The sequence below is a fragment of the Aquirufa salirivi genome, assembly GCF_045310485.1.
In the GTDB taxonomy this organism is placed as follows: domain Bacteria; phylum Bacteroidota; class Bacteroidia; order Cytophagales; family Spirosomataceae; genus Aquirufa; species Aquirufa salirivi.
Genome location: NZ_JBEWZH010000002.1, coordinates 204,638 through 222,597 on the forward strand (window position 1 = coordinate 204,638; position 17,960 = coordinate 222,597).

At 37.7% G+C, this 17,960-nt stretch carries 14 protein-coding genes; 11 read left to right on the forward strand and 3 right to left on the reverse strand.

Annotated features, from left to right (window positions below; all coding sequences use genetic code 11):
- The first annotated feature begins 638 nt into the window (after positions 1-638).
- The 9 genes from U0R11_RS03230 to U0R11_RS03270 all read left to right on the forward strand — a co-directional run bounded on the left by U0R11_RS03230 (position 639) and on the right by U0R11_RS03270 (position 12,157).
- On the forward strand, positions 639-1,811 hold the full coding sequence (locus U0R11_RS03230; RefSeq protein WP_406749777.1) for a DUF4856 domain-containing protein: 1,173 nt from the start codon (positions 639-641) through the stop codon (positions 1,809-1,811).
- Positions 1,812-1,873: 62 nt separating this feature from the next.
- Positions 1,874-3,001, forward strand: coding sequence for an imelysin family protein (locus U0R11_RS03235; protein WP_406749778.1), 1,128 nt, complete (start codon positions 1,874-1,876; stop codon positions 2,999-3,001).
- On the forward strand, positions 2,988-4,334 hold the full coding sequence (locus U0R11_RS03240) for an HTTM domain-containing protein (RefSeq protein ID WP_406749779.1): 1,347 nt from the start codon (positions 2,988-2,990) through the stop codon (positions 4,332-4,334). Before U0R11_RS03235 ends, U0R11_RS03240 begins: the two co-directional genes overlap by 14 nt.
- Positions 4,312-6,735: a TonB-dependent receptor domain-containing protein gene (locus U0R11_RS03245; RefSeq protein WP_406749780.1), complete on the forward strand. Its 2,424-nt coding sequence runs from the start codon at positions 4,312-4,314 to the stop codon at positions 6,733-6,735. Before U0R11_RS03240 ends, U0R11_RS03245 begins: the two co-directional genes overlap by 23 nt.
- A 231-nt stretch (positions 6,736-6,966) precedes the next feature.
- Positions 6,967-7,713 (forward strand): YHYH protein, encoded by a 747-nt coding sequence (locus tag U0R11_RS03250; protein WP_406749781.1) that lies wholly within the window; start codon positions 6,967-6,969, stop codon positions 7,711-7,713.
- Positions 7,670-8,251: a toxin-antitoxin system YwqK family antitoxin gene (locus tag U0R11_RS03255; protein ID WP_406749782.1), complete on the forward strand. Its 582-nt coding sequence runs from the start codon at positions 7,670-7,672 to the stop codon at positions 8,249-8,251. Before U0R11_RS03250 ends, U0R11_RS03255 begins: the two co-directional genes overlap by 44 nt.
- A 4-nt stretch (positions 8,252-8,255) precedes the next feature.
- A complete protein-coding gene (locus U0R11_RS03260; protein ID WP_406749783.1) occupies positions 8,256-8,867 on the forward strand; it encodes an SCO family protein in 612 nt (203 codons plus the stop codon).
- Between the two features lie 77 nt (positions 8,868-8,944).
- A complete protein-coding gene (locus U0R11_RS03265) occupies positions 8,945-9,778 on the forward strand; it encodes an HpcH/HpaI aldolase family protein (protein WP_406749784.1) in 834 nt (277 codons plus the stop codon).
- Positions 9,779-9,823: 45 nt separating this feature from the next.
- Positions 9,824-12,157 carry a hypothetical protein gene (locus U0R11_RS03270; RefSeq protein WP_406749785.1) on the forward strand — a complete coding sequence of 778 codons (2,334 nt, stop codon included), beginning with the start codon at positions 9,824-9,826 and terminating at the stop codon, positions 12,155-12,157.
- A 56-nt stretch (positions 12,158-12,213) separates the two neighbouring features.
- Here the strand turns inward: U0R11_RS03270 and U0R11_RS03275 are convergent, their stop codons facing one another.
- From U0R11_RS03275 to U0R11_RS03285, 3 genes are all read right to left on the reverse strand, one after another.
- Positions 12,214-13,560, reverse strand: coding sequence for a hypothetical protein (locus U0R11_RS03275; protein WP_406749786.1), 1,347 nt, complete (start codon positions 13,558-13,560; stop codon positions 12,214-12,216).
- A gap of 86 nt (positions 13,561-13,646) precedes the next feature.
- A complete protein-coding gene (locus U0R11_RS03280) occupies positions 13,647-13,994 on the reverse strand; it encodes a hypothetical protein (RefSeq protein WP_406749787.1) in 348 nt (115 codons plus the stop codon).
- An 86-nt stretch (positions 13,995-14,080) separates the two neighbouring features.
- Positions 14,081-14,527, reverse strand: a complete 447-nt coding sequence (locus U0R11_RS03285) for an RrF2 family transcriptional regulator (RefSeq protein WP_406749788.1) — start codon at positions 14,525-14,527, stop codon at positions 14,081-14,083.
- A 160-nt stretch (positions 14,528-14,687) separates the two neighbouring features.
- Between U0R11_RS03285 and ric the strand changes: the two genes are divergently transcribed.
- Together ric and U0R11_RS03295 are read left to right on the forward strand one after the other, a co-directional pair.
- Positions 14,688-15,647, forward strand: coding sequence for an iron-sulfur cluster repair di-iron protein (ric, locus tag U0R11_RS03290; RefSeq protein ID WP_406749789.1), 960 nt, complete (start codon positions 14,688-14,690; stop codon positions 15,645-15,647).
- A 1-nt stretch (position 15,648) separates the two neighbouring features.
- Complete coding sequence (locus U0R11_RS03295) at positions 15,649-17,910, forward strand: glycyl radical enzyme family protein (protein WP_406749790.1); 2,262 nt, start codon at positions 15,649-15,651, stop codon at positions 17,908-17,910.
- Positions 17,911-17,960: the final 50 nt, after the last annotated feature.

Genomic DNA, 17,960 nt, shown 5'->3' on the forward strand with positions numbered 1-17,960 from the left:
AAATATAAGTCAACTTATTGAAAAGTTTACCTGTTTTTAGGCAAGAAAAATCGCCTCTTTATCCATTGGAAAGGTTTATTTGGCGGTTAAATATTAGAATAATGCAATAAATAATATTATTAATGATGTAATTTGTGTACAGCTAAGTTTGTCTAACTTGGCTTTTATCAGCCACTTACAAGGCTTTTGAACGCATGTGTATATATGCTATATTTTTTTCTCCATTGAATATTTCTAAAAAAAGGTCAATTCTATTTTTTAAATTTTTTTAAGAAAGTATTTGTAACGTTTTCTTACTTGATGTTATGTAAAGTCTAAATTCTATTTTACAATTCGAAATACACTCGAGTTTTGTCCATGATTCTGGATTTAGGTAACACCGATTTCCTTTGGCCCTAGTTAAGCTGCGAATTAGCCACCATTTGGGACATACCATTAGCCAAATTTTATGAATGATTTTCAATTACATTCCTCTGTTAAAAAGATTCCCATCGATCATTTGCTTGATTTTCAGTCAGATAGAATTTATTATTTAAAATAATTCTAAATAATCTCATTTCTTATTTGGAATTACTCTAAATAGAAGATAGCTTTGTTTATTATTTATAATTAGTCTACATAAAGTTAACACAAATAACATGCCTAAAATTAACATGAAACTGCATTTTGCCTGGCTTTTAGCCATTTTACTCGGCTTTTCTTCTTGTGAAAAGAGTCCAGAAGTAGTCCCAAATCTTCGTTCAAAATTAGATTATAGTCTTTTAACTACCGCCACTCCTTATAAACAATATTTCATCGATGCCAAAGGAGATACGACCGTTGATTTGAAATCTGGAAATACGCATTACAAAATGTTCCAAGCATTGAACTATTATTTGGGAGCTGCAGTACGAGATAATAAGGCTTTGGATGCCAATTTAATGAAAGCTATGTACGCCAATAGCGCTAATTCATTCACTGATATTGTTAGCTTAAAAATTGTTGGAACAGAGTTAAACACATCTGGATTGGCACTAAGAAATATCACAGCCTCCTCTAAATCCAGTACTGAAGCTGAATCAGCTCGTGCTCGATTGGATGCTTTAATGGGTGAAATGGCTACGGTAAGTAATTCATATGCGAATACTGCCTCCAAAGGTGTGGCAGGAAAACTTGGAACTTATTTAGTAGATGCCAAAGGTATAGAGACAGCTCAAATCATACAAAAATCCTTAATTGGTGCATTGCAGTTGGATTATATTGGAAATGTCTTGCTTAATACGGGTTTAGCAGCGAATAATTATACGGTGGTTTCTGGTAAAAAATACACTGCACTTGAGCATCATTGGGATGAAGCCTATGCCTTATTAACATTAAACCCGATCTATTTAGCGGGTTCTACCAATACCGTTCGTGGAACATCAGAATCGTTTTTAGGTTCTTATATCTGGGAATACAATAAGGCTAGTTATGCTAATTTTCACCTGGCATTTTTGAAAGGCCGTGCGGCAATTGTCAACAATGATATGACTGAATTGAAAAAGCAAGCGGCCTACATTCGCAATGAATCTGAAAAGGCCATTGCTGCTGCCGCTGTAGGCTATTTAGCCAAATGGAAGTCGGGTACCACTGATGCTGCGCGCGCACATGCTATTGGTGAAGGTTTGGGTTTTATTTATTCCTTACGCTATTGTGCTTCATACAATGTTGATGCCAAATTTTCAGATGATATTTTAAATGCCTTAATCAATTCGCCTAATGGTTTTTGGGACCTAACCAATGATAAAATAAATGCCGCCTCTGAGGCCATTTCTACCAAGTTTAAATTATAAATTAACATCACATAGCCATGGATACTTAGTTGTCCAGGGCCTTTATTAACATGGTTTGCTACATGAAAAAGTATTTACTAATCGTATTGACTGGATTAATTTGGGCTTGTGGAAGTAATGGCACAGGTACAGAAGAACCAACTCCACAAGAAGACGGAAAAGACCGAAAGGCCATGTTGAGTCATTTGGCAGATCAAGTCATTATTCCAGCTTATGCCAATTTTAAAATTAAATTTGATGCCATGCAGGCTAAATCGGAGGCTTTTATCAATCAGCCAAATACCTATAATTTAGTTGCATTTCGTTCCGCTTGGGCAGAAGCCTACATGGAATGGCAAAAAGTGGAATTATTTGATTTTGGTCCGGCAGAAAAGCAAACCATTCGTAATTTTTACAATATTTATCCCGCCAACGAAAGCGGGATTTTGGCGAATATAAACGATCCTTCCTCAAATTTAGAAGTACCAGTTTCCTACGCTCAGCAAGGTTTTCCTGCCTTGGATTTCATGATCAATGGCCTCGCTAAAACGGATGAGGAAATAGTAGCATATTATATCGCTCCAACAGAAGGAGCTAAACGATTAGCATATATCAGGCGCTTGACAGGAAGAATGGCAACTTTATTGGATAAAGTTATCAGTGAATGGAATAGCACGTATCGTGAAACTTACATCAGCAAGACTGGATTGGATATTTCCTCATCGACCTCCTTAATGATCAATGGCTTTGTCCTACATTATGAGCGATTTATCCGATCGGGTAAATTTGGAATTCCTTCGGGAGCGATGCTGAATGGAGTTATTGCTCCAGAAAAAGTGGAGGCATTTTATAAAAAAGATATTTCATTAGCCTTGGCTAAAACCGCCCACCAAGCTTATGTGGATTTTTTTAACGGAAAAGCCGTGAAAACAGGTGTAGAAGGTCCATCCATTAAAACCTATTTGGATGCATTGAAAGCTAAAGACAGCTCCACAGGTAAAAATTTAAGTGAAATTATTAATGCTCAATTTGAATCCACGAAAGTGAAATTAGACCCACTGCGCCCCAATTTGTATGAAGAGGTTAAAAGCAATAATCAAGCTATGGTGGCGGCTTATACCGAAATGCAGAAAACGGTTCGCATGTTGAAAGTGGATATGACCTCCGCCATGAGTATTACCATTACCTATACTGATAATGATGGGGATTAAGCAGTACCTACAAAAAACGAATTCGGCTGCTCCATTGGCGGTATTCAGGATTTGTTTTGGGCTCATGTTGTTTGCTAGTATGATTCGCTTTTGGAGCAAAGGCTGGATTGAAACCTTATACATGAAGCCCATGTGTTTTTTTACTTTTTATGGCTTTGAATGGGTTAAACCTTGGGGAGAATACACCTACGCTTTGTTTTTTATTTGTGCATTGAGTGCATTTTTGGTGGCTTTAGGGCTTTTTTATCGTGTGGCCAGTATTAGTTTATTTCTTAGTTTTTCTTACATTGAGTTGATTGATAAGAGTACTTATTTAAACCATTATTATTTCATTAGTTTACTTTGCTTCATGATGGTGTTTCTTCCTGCTCAGGTCTATTTTTCAATAGATTCTTATCGAGATAAACAAATCCGAGCTCAGTTCATTCCGCAATGGAACATCGATTCCATCAAACTGATGATGGCCATTCTCTATTTTTATGCAGGTTTGGCCAAGGTAAATAGCGATTGGCTTTTTCATGCACAGCCATTAAGTATTTGGTTACCTGCCAGAAACGACATGCCTGTCATTGGATTTTTATTCAATTATGCTTGGATTCCCTACCTTTTTTCTTGGTTTGGTTGTCTGTATGACCTGAGTATTCCATTTTTACTTTGGAATAGAAAGTCGAGAGCTTGGGCATATTTGGCAGTCATCGTATTTCATGTACTTACGGCTTTATTGTTTCCCATCGGGATGTTTCCTCACATCATGATGGTGGCAGCATTGATCTTTTTCTCAGCTGAATTTCATCAAAAAGTAATAGATCGTTTGGTATCAATCTTAGGTTTGCCTGTGGAAACGCTTCTCATTAAATCTACTTATCAGTCCCCTCCATTCCTTCATTGGGGATTTACAATGTTTTTTGTATTTCAACTCCTATTTCCTTTTCGCTACCTAGCGTATCCCGGGGAATTGTTTTGGACGGAAGAAGGCTATCGCTTCTCTTGGAGAGTGATGTTGATGGAAAAGGCGGGTTATGCGCAGTTTACCGTAAAGGGGACAAATGGCCTGCAAGCAGTGGTCAATAATAATCTTCATCTGAGCACTTTACAGGAAAAAATGATGAGCACTCAACCCGATATGATTTTACAATATGCCCATTATTTGCGTGATTATTATGCCAATCAGGGTTTCAGTTCCCCAAAAGTGTATGTGGATTCTTATGTGGCTTTAAATGGAAGATTAGGTAAACCACTGATAAACCCCCAAACCGATTTAGCCAATGAGCATGATTCTTTTACACATAAAACATGGATATTACCCTTCAATGATACAATCAAAGGTTTTTAACACAGTCGTATTTTGTTTAGTTGGATTTGGGCTTATGGCTCAATATAGTATTTCAGGTAAAATACATGCTCGCAAAGCGGGTATTCCTATTTCAGGATGTCAGGTTTTTCTCAATCAAGGAAATCCTATGACTCAAAGTAATGAAAAGGGAGAGTTTCAATTGAAAAATCTACCCAAAGGGTCCTTTGTCTTGCATACATTAGCACCCAATTTTCAATCGATTCAACAAGCGATCAGCCTACAGAATAAAGATATTTTCGTGGATATTTATTTGGATTCCTTGAATGTGACGTTGAATGAGGTGGTGGTCACACAAAAGCAAACGGATTTCGGATTTACGCGTATGCGAGCGGTAGAGAGTATGGGTATTTTTGAAGGCAAAAAGACAGAGGTTATTTTGCCAGAACAATTGGTGGCAAATTTGGCCACGAACAATGCCCGACAAGTTTTTTCTCGAGTAGCGGGATTGAATATTTGGGAAAATGATGGGGCAGGTTTACAATTGAGCATTGGAGGAAGGGGACTAGATCCTAACCGTACTTCCAATTTTAACGTGCGACAAAATGGTTATGATATTAGCGCCGATGCATTGGGTTATCCTGAAAGCTATTATACACCGCCGATTGAAGCAGTAGGTAGAATTCAAATTGTTCGAGGTGCTGCCTCTTTGCAATATGGAACACAGTTTGGGGGCTTGATCAACTTTGTGATGAAAAAACCTATTTTGGATAAAAAACTAGAGTTGATTGCCAGGCAAAGTGTTGGCTCATTTGGTTTTTATAATGCATTTACTAGTCTTAGTGGCACACAAAATAAACTATCATATTATACTTTTTTCCAGTACAAAAGAGCTGATGGTTGGAGGTCAAATTCTGATTTTGAAAGTTATAATTTTTATGCAGATGTAGATTATCGATTTTCCGACAAAACAAGTGTAGGTATTGATATTACACACATGAATTATTTAGCACACCAGCCTGGTGGATTGACCGATGCGATGTTTGCGGAGAATCCTCGTCAAACGAACCGTGAAAGAAATTGGTTTAAGGTAAATTGGAATTTATGGGCCGTGCATCTAGACCATAAATTCAACGCACAAAATGAAGTAAATCTTCGAGTGTTTGGTCTTTCTGCCTACCGCAAATCGGTTGGTTTTAGACCCAATCGAGTAGCCAGTGTAGACGATAATTCTGAGAGGGATTTAATCACAGGTGATTTTTCCAATTGGGGTGCAGAAGCTAGGTATTTGAAACGCTATTTTATTGGGGATAAATTAATTGTCTTTTTAGCTGGTTCTCGTTTTTATCATGGCTTTAATCACAGCATCCAGGGACTGGGCAGTAAGGGTAAATCAGCTGATTTTGATTTTATCAATACCCAGGAAGGGATTGCCAATGATTATAAATTCCCCAATAATAACACTTCTTTATTTTTTGAAAACATCTTTTACCTAAGTGATAAATTCTCCATCACACCCGGTTTACGCTGGGAGTATATCCATACTCGTGCTGATGGATTTTATGGGAATATCCAATTTGATTTAGCAGGAAATATTATATCGGCTACAAGAACGAATGAGTCTCGTACCAATGAGCGATCTTTTGTGTTGGGGGGAGTTGGATTTAGTTATAAACCCAATGCTCATTTGGAAGTGTATAGTAATGTTTCTCAAAACTATCGATCAATTACATTTAGTGACATGCGTATAGCCAATCCTTCATCCGTTATTGATCCGGACATGAAAGATGAAAAAGGATATTCGGTGGATCTGGGTCTGAGGACTTATGAAACTACGATCTATAATTTTGATATTAGTGCCTTTTATTTGAACTATAACAATAGGATTGGGGAAGTACAGTTTTATGATGCTAGTAATCGGGTATTGAGAAGAAGAAGTAATATTGGACAGGCTGTCATTATGGGGATTGAATCCTATGGTGAAGTGGATGTTTTACGATGGGCATTGCCTGAGGAGCAAGAATCCAGTGCAGTTATATTTGCCAATTTGGCCTTTATTCAATCCGAATATAAGGCGAGTCAGATTGCAGGAATTGTAGGAAAACAAGTGGAATTCGTTCCTAATGTCAATATGAAAACAGGATTGAGGATAGGTAATAAAAAATGGAAAGCCTCCTTTCAATATACGTATTTATCGGATCAGTTTACGGAAGCCACGAACGCAAGGGAAGGAGGAGTCTCAGCAGTAGTGGGTTTAATACCTGCCTATAACATCATGGATGCAGGTGTTTCTTATCAATTTAGTCGATTCAAATTAGAAGGGAATATCAATAATTTGGCTAATTCCATGTATTTCACTCGTCGGGCAACAGGATATCCAGGTCCAGGAATATTACCATCGGATGGTCGAAGTTTTTACCTGACTGTTCAAGCGAAATTCTAACGCTGTCAAGGTTCCAAACCTTGACAGCGTTGGGAAAACGATTTAGTTTTGACTTTATTTTATCGCTTATTTCAATTATCAATAACCTGATTCTCAAAGGGTGTGTATCCCATATTTTGTTAATAATTTTATCAATAAACTGATAAAATCGACCATCAAGCAAGATGGGAAGATAATAGCTAGGTTTAATTCAATTTGAACTTGATACTTTTACAAAAAATAAAACCAGCTATGAGATATTTCCTGATTGTAGTTACTGCATTTTCTTTAGGAGTTTCCTGTAAAAATGCATCTGAAAATATTAATCCTACATCTAGTGCAGCCGTCCCTGAAGTGTATTCAAAAATTTATGGAGCTACGTCCATCACGAATGATGGGACTTATATTACCATAAAAACAACGGGTATTCCTGATCATAAAAGTGCCTATTTTGCTAGCACAAGTGCACAATATGAGGCATTCACGGGCAAAACATTTGGGGGTAATAATTTTGCTAAAAACCCCAATTCTATTTCTGCCCAATCATTTACCTTTAAAATACCTGTAAATCCACAAGTTGACGCTGCGCATAAAGCCACACCACTAGGTCCTATTGGAGTGGCACTAAATGGGGTTCCCCTATTTAATCAATATGCAGGACCTAGTCAGCCTTTGACGAATGAAGTGAATGGTTTTGATCAATATTGGGGTCATCCACAGCAAACGGGCTCGTATCATTACCATGTCGAACCCTTATATTTAACTCAAGTAAAGCTAAGTAAATCATCATTGCTAGGATTTTTGCTGGATGGATTTCCGGTTTATGGGCCTGAAGAAGGCGGCCAAGTAGTACAAAATGCGTCTTTGGATGCCTATCATGGGCATTCTCATAGCACGACAGAATATCCCAATGGTATTTATCACTATCATATCACCAGTACAGATCCTTATATCAATGGAAGTGGATTTTACGGAAGTGCGGGTACTGTTTCTCAGTAGTATCGTAGCCATTTTCCTCTTAAACTGTCAACCTAAAGAAGAAACCCAAGTCAATGCTGCGCAAGTGAATGGCACTTGGGTAGCTGGAAGGATGACTGTGGCTGATGAGGTTTTTTCAGGGACATTATTTCGGAATTTTCCTAATTCCAATGATACAGCTAGCATAGAACATTATGAAAATGGCTTGGAAGAGGGAATTTGGAGAAAATATTATCCTTCGGGTCATCTATATGAAATTCGAGCATATGATCAAGGGAAGAAAACGGGGACTTATGAAGCGTGGTGGGATAATGGTAGGAGAATGCGGGTTTTTGAATTTGAGAATGATGAATATCAAGGACTTTGTAGGGAATGGAATCAGGGAGGACAATTAATCAAAGAAATGCATTATGAAAAAGGACATGAGCAAGGAGCTCAAAAAATGTTTTACGATAATGGAAAAATTAGATCCAATTACTTGGTTTTGGAAGGCCGACGTTATGGGCTTTTGGGAACTAAAAACTGTCGAAATATTTCTGAGAAGGTCTTTAGCAATTAGCTTTTTGGCTATTGCCACGGCTTGTCAAAGTGGAGATCAAGTTTCAAGCATCCCTTATTATAATAGCCCGGATTTTAGTCCCCACTTTTTAGATAAAATAGAGGCAAAAGGCAGAATCAAGCATCATATTGATCATTTTTATTTAAAAGATCAACATGGGAAAACTTTTTCACAAGACAATGTCAAAGGGAAAATCCATTTAGCACAATTTATTTTTACTCGTTGCGGAAATATTTGTCCTGAAATGATTTCTCAAATGAAGATTGTCGCGAAAAAATTTAGTAACAATCCTGAAGTGGAAATGTTATCCTATTCAGTTACTCCGTGGATAGATGATGTACCAACTTTAAAGAAATTTGCTGATGAAAAGAACATAGTAGCACCGAATTGGCATTTATTAACAGGTTCTAAGTCAGTTATTTATACTCTAGCTAGGAAGTCCTATTTTGCGGAAGAAGAACTGGGCTATACCAAAGACAGTACAGAGTTTCTGCATACCGAGCACATGATTTTAGTAGATCGAGATGGAAGAATTCGAGGAATTTATAATGGTACATTGCCTTTGGAAGCCGAGCAATGTGTCAAGGATATGGAAAAGTTATTAACCGAAAATTAAAATTCTGTTGATTTACAGGGAGAATGGTCCGTTTATTTGACAAATTTTATTTCCTTTGGACTAATAAACCTATTTAAATGATCGGCCAAGAATTTAGGAATGCCTTGCGCATGGGTAATCCTCTCTATGGAACACTCTTGACTTCCACTTCACCTAAAAGTTTCGATGTTGTATTGAGCTTGCACCTGGACTTTGTCTTTTTGTGTGCTGAGCATGTGGCTTATAATCCAGAAACATTGAGTTGGATGTGTCGCGCTTTTAAAGCGGCAGGCATTAATCCTGTGGTTCGTATTTTAGAACCTAGTCCCTACTTGGCTACCCAAGCTTTAGATGCTGGAGCAGGAGCTATTCTGGTTCCTTATGTAGAAGATGTAGAAGAAGTTCTAGCACTTGTTGGAGCGGTTAAATACCGTCCACTGAAAGGTAAAAAATTAGCCAAAATATTACATGGTGAAGAAAAGCCTTCTGCTGAGTTAATCCAATATCTGCAACAACACAATCGCAATAATTCCTTATTACTCAATATTGAGAGTGAATCTGCCGTTCAAAATTTAGCCACTTTCGCACAAATTCCGTCCTTGGATGGCCCAGGTGTAGATGGTTTTGTCATAGGCCCTCATGATTTGTCTACCTCATATGACATGCCAGAAAAATACCGTTCTCCTGAATTTATTAATTTGACAACTTCCCTAATCAAACAAGCGAAAGATTTGGGAGTGGCTGTGGGTGGACACACAGGTTACCGAGGTAGCTTGGATTTACAAAAAGATTGGGTCAAAGCAGGAGCTAATATTATTTTACACTGCTCGGATATGCTATTGTTTGCCGATAAATTACAAGCCGATTTGAATGAGCTTCGATTGATTCAAGGTGATGAGCAAATAACTCAATTTAAACCAGAAAGTATTTAATTGACCCAATTTCAGTATTATATCTAAACCTTTACCATAAAAACCATGAAAATTATTCATTTTCGAAATCTTCTCTTTGCCTTTATTTTACTCCTTCATCATGGAGTATTTTCTCAAATTATAGATCTGTCAAAAGCAAGTATCCTAGCCTCTTCTAGTATAGCTACACAATTTAAAGAGAAAATGATAGCTGTCTTGCAGGAAGAAATTGCCCTTAAAACCAATTTAAAATTAAGTACGAGTCCAAATGAAAAATCACCATTCTTGGTATTGGCTCTCCAAAATAGTCCGCTTGTCAATACCTATCCATTACCTACTTTGACCCAAGATGATGCCTCATCTCTTCAAAAGGAAGGTTTCCGCTTGGTTCACCAACAAATTGCAGGGAAAGATTTGCTGTGGTTTATTGGTGCAGATCAACGAGGACTACTATTTGCCATTGGGGAGTTTTTGCGAACGGCAGATTTGAGTAAACAGAAAATTCTATTTGATAAAAAGTTTGAAAAATCAAGTGCCCCTATGTATGCCATTCGGGGACATCAAATTGGCTATCGCAATACAGCCAATTCATGGGATGCCTGGGATTTTAAGCAGTTTGAAAGCTATTTTAGGGAATTGGCATTCTTTGGAACCAATGCCATTGAAAATATTCCCTTTCAAGATGGGGCAGCTAGCCCGCACATGAAAATCAGTCGGGAAGAAATGCATATCAAAATGAGCCAGATGTGTCAAGCTTACGATTTGGATTATTGGGTTTGGACTCCAGCGGATGTGGACTTAGCCGATCCGAAAAAATTTCAGGAGGAACTAAAAGCACATGTTGATTTTTATAAAAATTGCCCTCGATTGGATGGCGTCTTTTTTCCAGGGGGTGATCCAGGCGAGAACCATCCAAAATATGTATTACCATTTCTAAAAGCAGTAGCAGCAGAATTGAAAAAGTATCATCCTAAGGCTGGAGTATGGTTGTCTTTACAAGGTTTTAGTGATGAAGAAGTAAATTACTTTTATGAATATTTGAATCAAAATAAACCGGATTGGTTTACGGGTATTGTCACAGGACCGAGTAGCCCAGATTTGGCAGCTACACGTTTTAGATTAGATAAGAAATACCAACATCGCCATTATCCTGATTTAACGCATACGGTACGTTGTCAATACCCCACGGAGAATTGGGATCAAGCATTTGCCTTGACAGAAGGTAGGGAAGTGACCAATCCTCAACCAGCTTATTATGCTAAAATTCATAATCGGTATGCACCATTTACGGACGGATTTTTATCGTATTCAGATGGAGTACACGATGATGTCAACAAGGTGATTTGGAGTCAAATGGCTTGGAATACAGAAAAAGATGTTCGTCAAGTAATGGTGGAATATGCCCGGTATTTCTTTGGAAATTCGGTGGCAGAAGCTGCTGCAGATGGCATTTTGGCTTTGGAAAGAAATTGGGTAGGACCCATTGAAGAAAATGGTGGCATTGAAACCACTTTTGCTTTCTGGCAAAATCTAGAAAAGTCACATCCTGAATTGAAAGGGAATTGGCGGTGGCAGCAATTAGTGATGCGGGCCTATTATGATACCTTCATTAAAAGAAGGAAATCTTATGAACAAGGTCTGGAGAAAGAAGCCAATGCCATCTTAAGTCAAGCGCAGACTTTAGGGCCTGAAAAGGCGATGACCTTGGCTTTGGAAAAAGTAAATCAAGCTGATGTAAAGCCTGCTTCACCAGAATTAAGACAAAAGGTGGTGGACTATTGTGAGGCCTTATTTCAATCGATAGGTTTACAAACGAGTGTTGCTAAATACAAGGCTAGCGGAGCTGAAAGAGGGGCTATTTTAGATTTTATCGATTATCCTTTAAATAATCGTTGGTGGCTCCAGGATGAGTTTGAGAAGATTCGTAAAATGACAGATGAAAAGGCGAAATTGGAACGTTTACAGATCATTGCCACCTGGGAAAATCCGGGGAAAGGTAGTTATTACGACAACATATCGGATCAGTTAAAAGGTCCTCGAGTGAAAACGAAAACAGAAGATGCTACTGATGTGGCTTGGTGGGATAATGGACTAAGCAGAAGGCGTTTGTCAACCCAATTATTTCAAAATTTCCCGAAATTAGAATATGCAGATTTGGATCCTAAAGGTTCTTATACGGTACGTATTTCTGGTCAAGGTGAAGCTCTTTTACGCGTAGATGGAGAAAGAGTTCGTCCTGTAGTATATCATAAAGGAGTGGAGGAATTTAAAGAATTTCAATTGAATCCAAAATTCATTAGTGATGGTAAAATTTCCATTTCTTTTGATGAGCCAGAAGAGTCACATTTAAATTGGCGACTACATTCTAAAGTTTTTGATATTTGGTTATTGAAAAAATAGCAGCATAAAAAGACCCTCCCAAAGAGAGTCTTTTTCTTGTAATACGGCGTACACAACTAAATAAATACTTGAAACTGTAGGCTTAGGCTATTCAATCGATTGCCAGCGTTGACTTCACCTTGATTGATTTGATAGGTGGGTCTACTTTGGAAATCTAAACTTAATTTGGACTTATGTCCTTGAATGAAATAGTTCAAACCTGCATTGAATGTAGTTGTCGAATTATTTCCTAAACGGTCATATTGGGCAAATGTCGCAGAAATATAAGGCATCAATCGATTGGATAAATCCCCTTGGTTTGAAGGAAGTAGATATCCAATTTGGGTATATACAACGGAGCCTGTTCCAAACATAGGATAGCTGTTTCCATAAACAGGGCCTTGTCCTGAGATGGAATTTGATGCATTTAACGTAGTCCCAGTAGCAGGGTTCATCGAGCCATTGTATCGCAAATAATTGCTACCATAATTGGTGTTGAAGTATCCTACATACGCAGAAAGTGCAGCATGATTTTGTAAGGGGATATCAACAAAGCTTTCAATAGCTACATGTTTCATATCTTGGTATAAAGTATCCCCTTGGACTGATTTTTGCCACATAGCATGGGGTTGATAAGCTCCTCCAATGGCCACATTTACAATTTTCTTTGCCCCTAAATAGGTTCCTGTCATGTAAGGAGTGGTATGATTTTCTTGTTCAAAGAATTGATAGATCAAATAGCCTTGCTGCTGTAACGAATGACCTTTTTGAGAAAAATTAGTAAAGCTAGAACTGATGGCAGGCGGAGTTTGTCCATTGGAGGTGATGGGAAATGGGTCACTTAAAATATATCGATAATCCCAATGACCTATTTGTCCGCGTGCATAAATACTTAGCTTTCTAGAAAACTGATCAATTTGATCTACTGTCGTTTGGGCAAACACCGGCACGTCCATTGTCATAATGGTCCCAATACCGGGTTGAGAAAAGCGAGAAATTCCTGAGATGATACTCAAACCGCCACCAATTTTCAATTGATTTCCGAAGGATACACGGTATTCACCTAAAGCATCATGGAAAAACGGCGCAATTTTGCGATTGCCCGAGGCATTGTATTGGGCATTGAAATTATTCTGACCAAATTGAAAATACATGAAAGTACGGTCCGTAATTTGCCCGAACAATTGCATCCTTGTTCTTCTCAACCCAATGTCAAAAGATTGATTTTGTAGACTTCCATTGACGATTGTTCCTGGATTATTGTCATTGAACCTAAACCAAGCTTGATTTAAGAAAGTTACTTGAAAATAACGTGATCCTGATTCATTGAGCTTTAATTTAAGTGCTTCTAAATCAGGTGTTTTTTGTGCTAAGGTACTAAAGCAGGCAAGCAAGCTCACCCACAAAATGATGAATTTTTTCATGGCGGAAATTGAGTTTTGAATGGATTTTTCCATTCAAAATGTATGAAATTGATAACTAAGGTGTTTTTTGAAAGATAGAAGCGAGTCTATATTCGGTAATTACCATGTTGCTTGAATAAAGCAATGAAACTAGATTTGATAATCGCAAATTTGTGGGATAATGGAACCAGAATTGGAGCTTCCGAAGCAAAGTAAGCAAAAGAAACATGCTTATGCGGAAGAATAGAGGAAGCTGTTTCTTGCTCTTCGTGTAAGTCTTCTGATATTTCTTCCTCTTCTATTGCAATGAGGCATTGTGTTTTGCTAGTTGAGCTTTGGCTAAATTTGGATTTTACAAAGTTTGTGTGTGTATGTGTTAAAGCACTTTTACCTACGATGCTTAAGACTATCGTTGAAAAAATGAGCAGAAAAATTTTCATTTTCTTGTTTGACATGGCTCAAAATTGCATTTGGAATTTGAATAAATCAAATAACTGTCATTTTTTTTGAACTATAATTTTAGGATCGTCATATGATTTTTTTAGGATGATTCTTCATTTCGAATGAAAAAACTTCCTGAATTCATTTCCTGTGCCATTTCTTCAATGGTTTGATGTTCAAACAATGTAACAAAGTCCACTCGAATGGGTTTGTATTGATCATGCATTGGACATGGATTTTTTTCAGAACAGCGATTTAATCCTAGTACACATTTATCAAATAAATCCCCATCTCCCATCACTTCCACAATGGATTTGACAGATTTTTGCTTAGCCGCATCCGTGATATAAAATCCACCATTGGGACCCCTGACTGAACTGATGACTTGATTGTGAAAAGTTAACTTTTGCAAGATTTTTGCCGTGAAAAACTGTGGCGAATGTATCGCATCGGCAATTTCCGCTAAGCCCAACTTCTCTTGTTCCGAACTTTTTTGTGCAATGAAAATTACAGCCCGTAAAGCATATTCCGTCGCTTTTGAAAACATATTTTCCTCTTTGAACACCCAATTTAGTAAATAATATCCAGCAATAATGTTGTTTGGGAGAGCATTTGAAGAGACTAAAATAAATTAACAAATAATAAAGGATAAATTTGTCCTTTATTATATATTTGCATTCATCATTCACCAAATAACAAATCAACATATGCCTACCATACAAGAATATACCCTAGTAGTTCCGGAATTAGAACCTAGGCTAAAGCATTCCACCATTTTTGCACACTATGATCAAATAGGAGAGGGAGAATCTTTTTTGATTCAAAATGATCATGATCCTAAACCTTTATATTATCAATTGTTGGCAGAAAGGGGAAATCAATTTACATTCGATTATATCGAAAATGGCCCTGAAGTTTGGTTGATTCGAATCCAAAAAAATGCTAAGTCAGGTGATGTATTAACTTTGGGAGAATTAGTCAATCAAGACTTTAGATTAGCTTCTTTTTTCTCCAAACTTGGTTTAGATTTTTGTTGTGGAGGTAAAAAGACCTTGAAACAAGCCTGCACCGAGAAATCAATGGACTATTTGGATGTCCTACTTCAAATGGAGGAATTCAAAGGAAGTAGCCAAGATGCGAAAGTTCCTTACCAAGATTGGTCTTTGGATTTTTTAGTGGATTACATTGTCAATACACATCATCAATATGTAAGAAAATATTTGCCTGATATTCAACTATTTGCGGCAAAGGTAATGCAGGTACATGGGGATAAGCATCCAGAATTAGTTCAAGTGCATCAGCTGGTAGAGGAGATCGCGGAAGAATTAACGATGCATATGATGAAAGAAGAGCAAGTGCTTTTTCCATTTATTAAAGCATTGACCCTAGCTGAAAAAATCCAAGAGAAAGTAGCCCCTATTCATTTTGGGACAGTTAGAAACCCCATTCATATGATGGAAGTAGAGCATGAGCAAGTAGGCCAAAATTTCGAAGAAATACGTCAACTAACGCATAATTATCAAATACCTGAAGATGCTTGTGGTACATATACAGTTCTATTTCAAATGCTTCATGCTTTTGAAGAAGATTTACATGTGCATATTCATTTGGAAAACAATGTCCTTTTTCCTCAATCTTTGGAATTAGAAAAACGTTTAGTTCATTGATATGCAACAAGGCAAAAAGTTTCTTAGTGATTTGAAATTGTATTCAGATTACTACAAATGGTTGGAACCTCAAGGACGCTATGAGCGCTGGGAAGAGGCCTGTGGAAATATCATGGATGGTCATCGAAAGAAATATAGTGCGTTTTTAGATGAGCTGGAACCATATTTGGAATCGGCATTGGAAAGTATGCAAAACCAAACGGTCTTAGCTTCTCAGCGAAATTTGCAGTTTCGATCCGAACAAATTCAGCAGCATAATACCCGTATGTACAACTGTACCTCTGGGTATATAGCCCGAAACCGAATATTTCAAGAGATTTTCTATTTAGGATTGTCCGGTTGTGGGTTTGGTGGCGGATTGCTTATCCCCATGGTGGATCATCTGAGTCGGATTCAAAAGCGCATCAAAGGCACAAAGACCTTTGTGGTAGAAGACAACATTGAAGGTTGGGCAGATGCCTTAGGTGCACTCATGTCATCCTTTTTTGTGGATAAACAGCCATTTCCAGAATTGGCAGGTTTTGACTTGAAATTTGATTACTCTCAAATTCGGCCAAAAGGGGCATATATCAAGGGTGGTTATAAAGCACCAGGTTCGGAAGGGTTGAAACAATCTTTAGAAAAAATCGAAGACCTCTTAGAAAAATGGATCAGTACGGAAGGAGAGAAAATTCGCCCTATTTTAGCTTTTGATATCATTTGTCATGCTTCTGATGCTGTACTTTCTGGGGGTGTACGTCGGTCAGCCTTAAACATGATTGTGGATCCCAACGACCAGGAAATGATTCATGCCAAAACGGGAAATTGGCGACAAGAAAATCCTCAAAGGGGAAGGAGTAATAATTCAGTTATTTTGTTGAGAAATCAAGTTCAGCGAGAGCAATTTGATTATTTGGTATCGCTCAATGATGGAGCCAATGACATTGGATTTGTATTTGCCAATAGCTGGTTTGATATGTTTAATCCTTGTTTTGAAATAGTAAAAATCCCTATACTTTTTAGGACGGATTTTTCTCAAATTGCATATGAAGAAGTAGGCGATTTTATTGCTCTACATCAAGATAAATTGGGGATTCAGGGATGTAATTTATGTGAAATCAATGCGGAAAAGTGTGTTACAGAGGATGCTTTTTTTCGGGCATGTATGGATGCCGCTATATTGGGGACTTTACAAGCGGGCTATACGTCTTTTCCTTATTTGGGGCCAGTTTCAGAGCAAATTTTCCAAGGAGAAGCCTTGTTAGGAGTTAGTATCACTGGCTGGATGAACAATACCTTTTTGTTCAATGCGCCCATGCTTCAGCAGGGAGCTCAGGTTGTGAAAGATACAAATCGGGTATTGGCAGAAATCATTGGAATAAATCCTGCGGCTAGAACAACCTGTGTGAAACCTTCCGGAAATGCATCAGTGGTTTTGGGTACTGCCAGTGGAATTCATCCTGAGCATGCTGAAAAGTACTTTAGAATCATGCAGTTGAATAAGGAAAGTACCACCGCCAATTGGTTAGTGGAAAACATGCCTTTTCTTTTGGAAGAAAGTGTTTGGTCCAATACCAAAAGTGATTTTGTGGTTTTTGTGCCTATTTTGAATCCTCCAGGAGGCTTATTTAAGAAGGATATGAAGGGAGTTAAGCATTTGGAAATGATTCAGTTGGTACAAGAAAACTGGGTTAATGCAGGAACGAATCGGGAATTATGTGCCTATCCACAGGTGAATCATAATACAAGCTGTACCGTGATCATGGATAATAAAGAAGAAATTATTGCTTATATCTGGCAGCATCGAGATGCCTTTACGGCAGTTAGTTTTATTTCAGATTATGGAGATAAGGACTTTAACCAAGCACCATTTACATCGGTGATGGAGTTGGAGGAATTAGTTCAGCTATATGGTAAAGGTGCCATCTTTGCTTCTGGATTGATCGTAGACGGATTGCACTATTTTGAAAATAATTTATGGCATGCTTGTGACCTTTTGCTGGATACATCTATGGCTTTGACAGGTACTCGAGAACAAGTTTTATTGCGAAAATATTGGTTGAATCGGGCCAATAAATTTGCAAAAAACTATTTTCATGGAGATGTGAAGCAAATGATTTATTGCATTAAAGATGTTCACTTATTTCATAAGTGGGAGACGGTGATTCGGGAATTTAAGGAAGTGAACTTTGGCTCAATATTAGACCAACCACAGTATAAAGATATTGGAGAAATGGCCGCTATGGCTTGTAGTGGTGGTTCATGCGAGATTACACATATGTAGTGAAACTTATAAAGGGATTCTAACCAGAATCCCTTTAAGAATTAAAAATC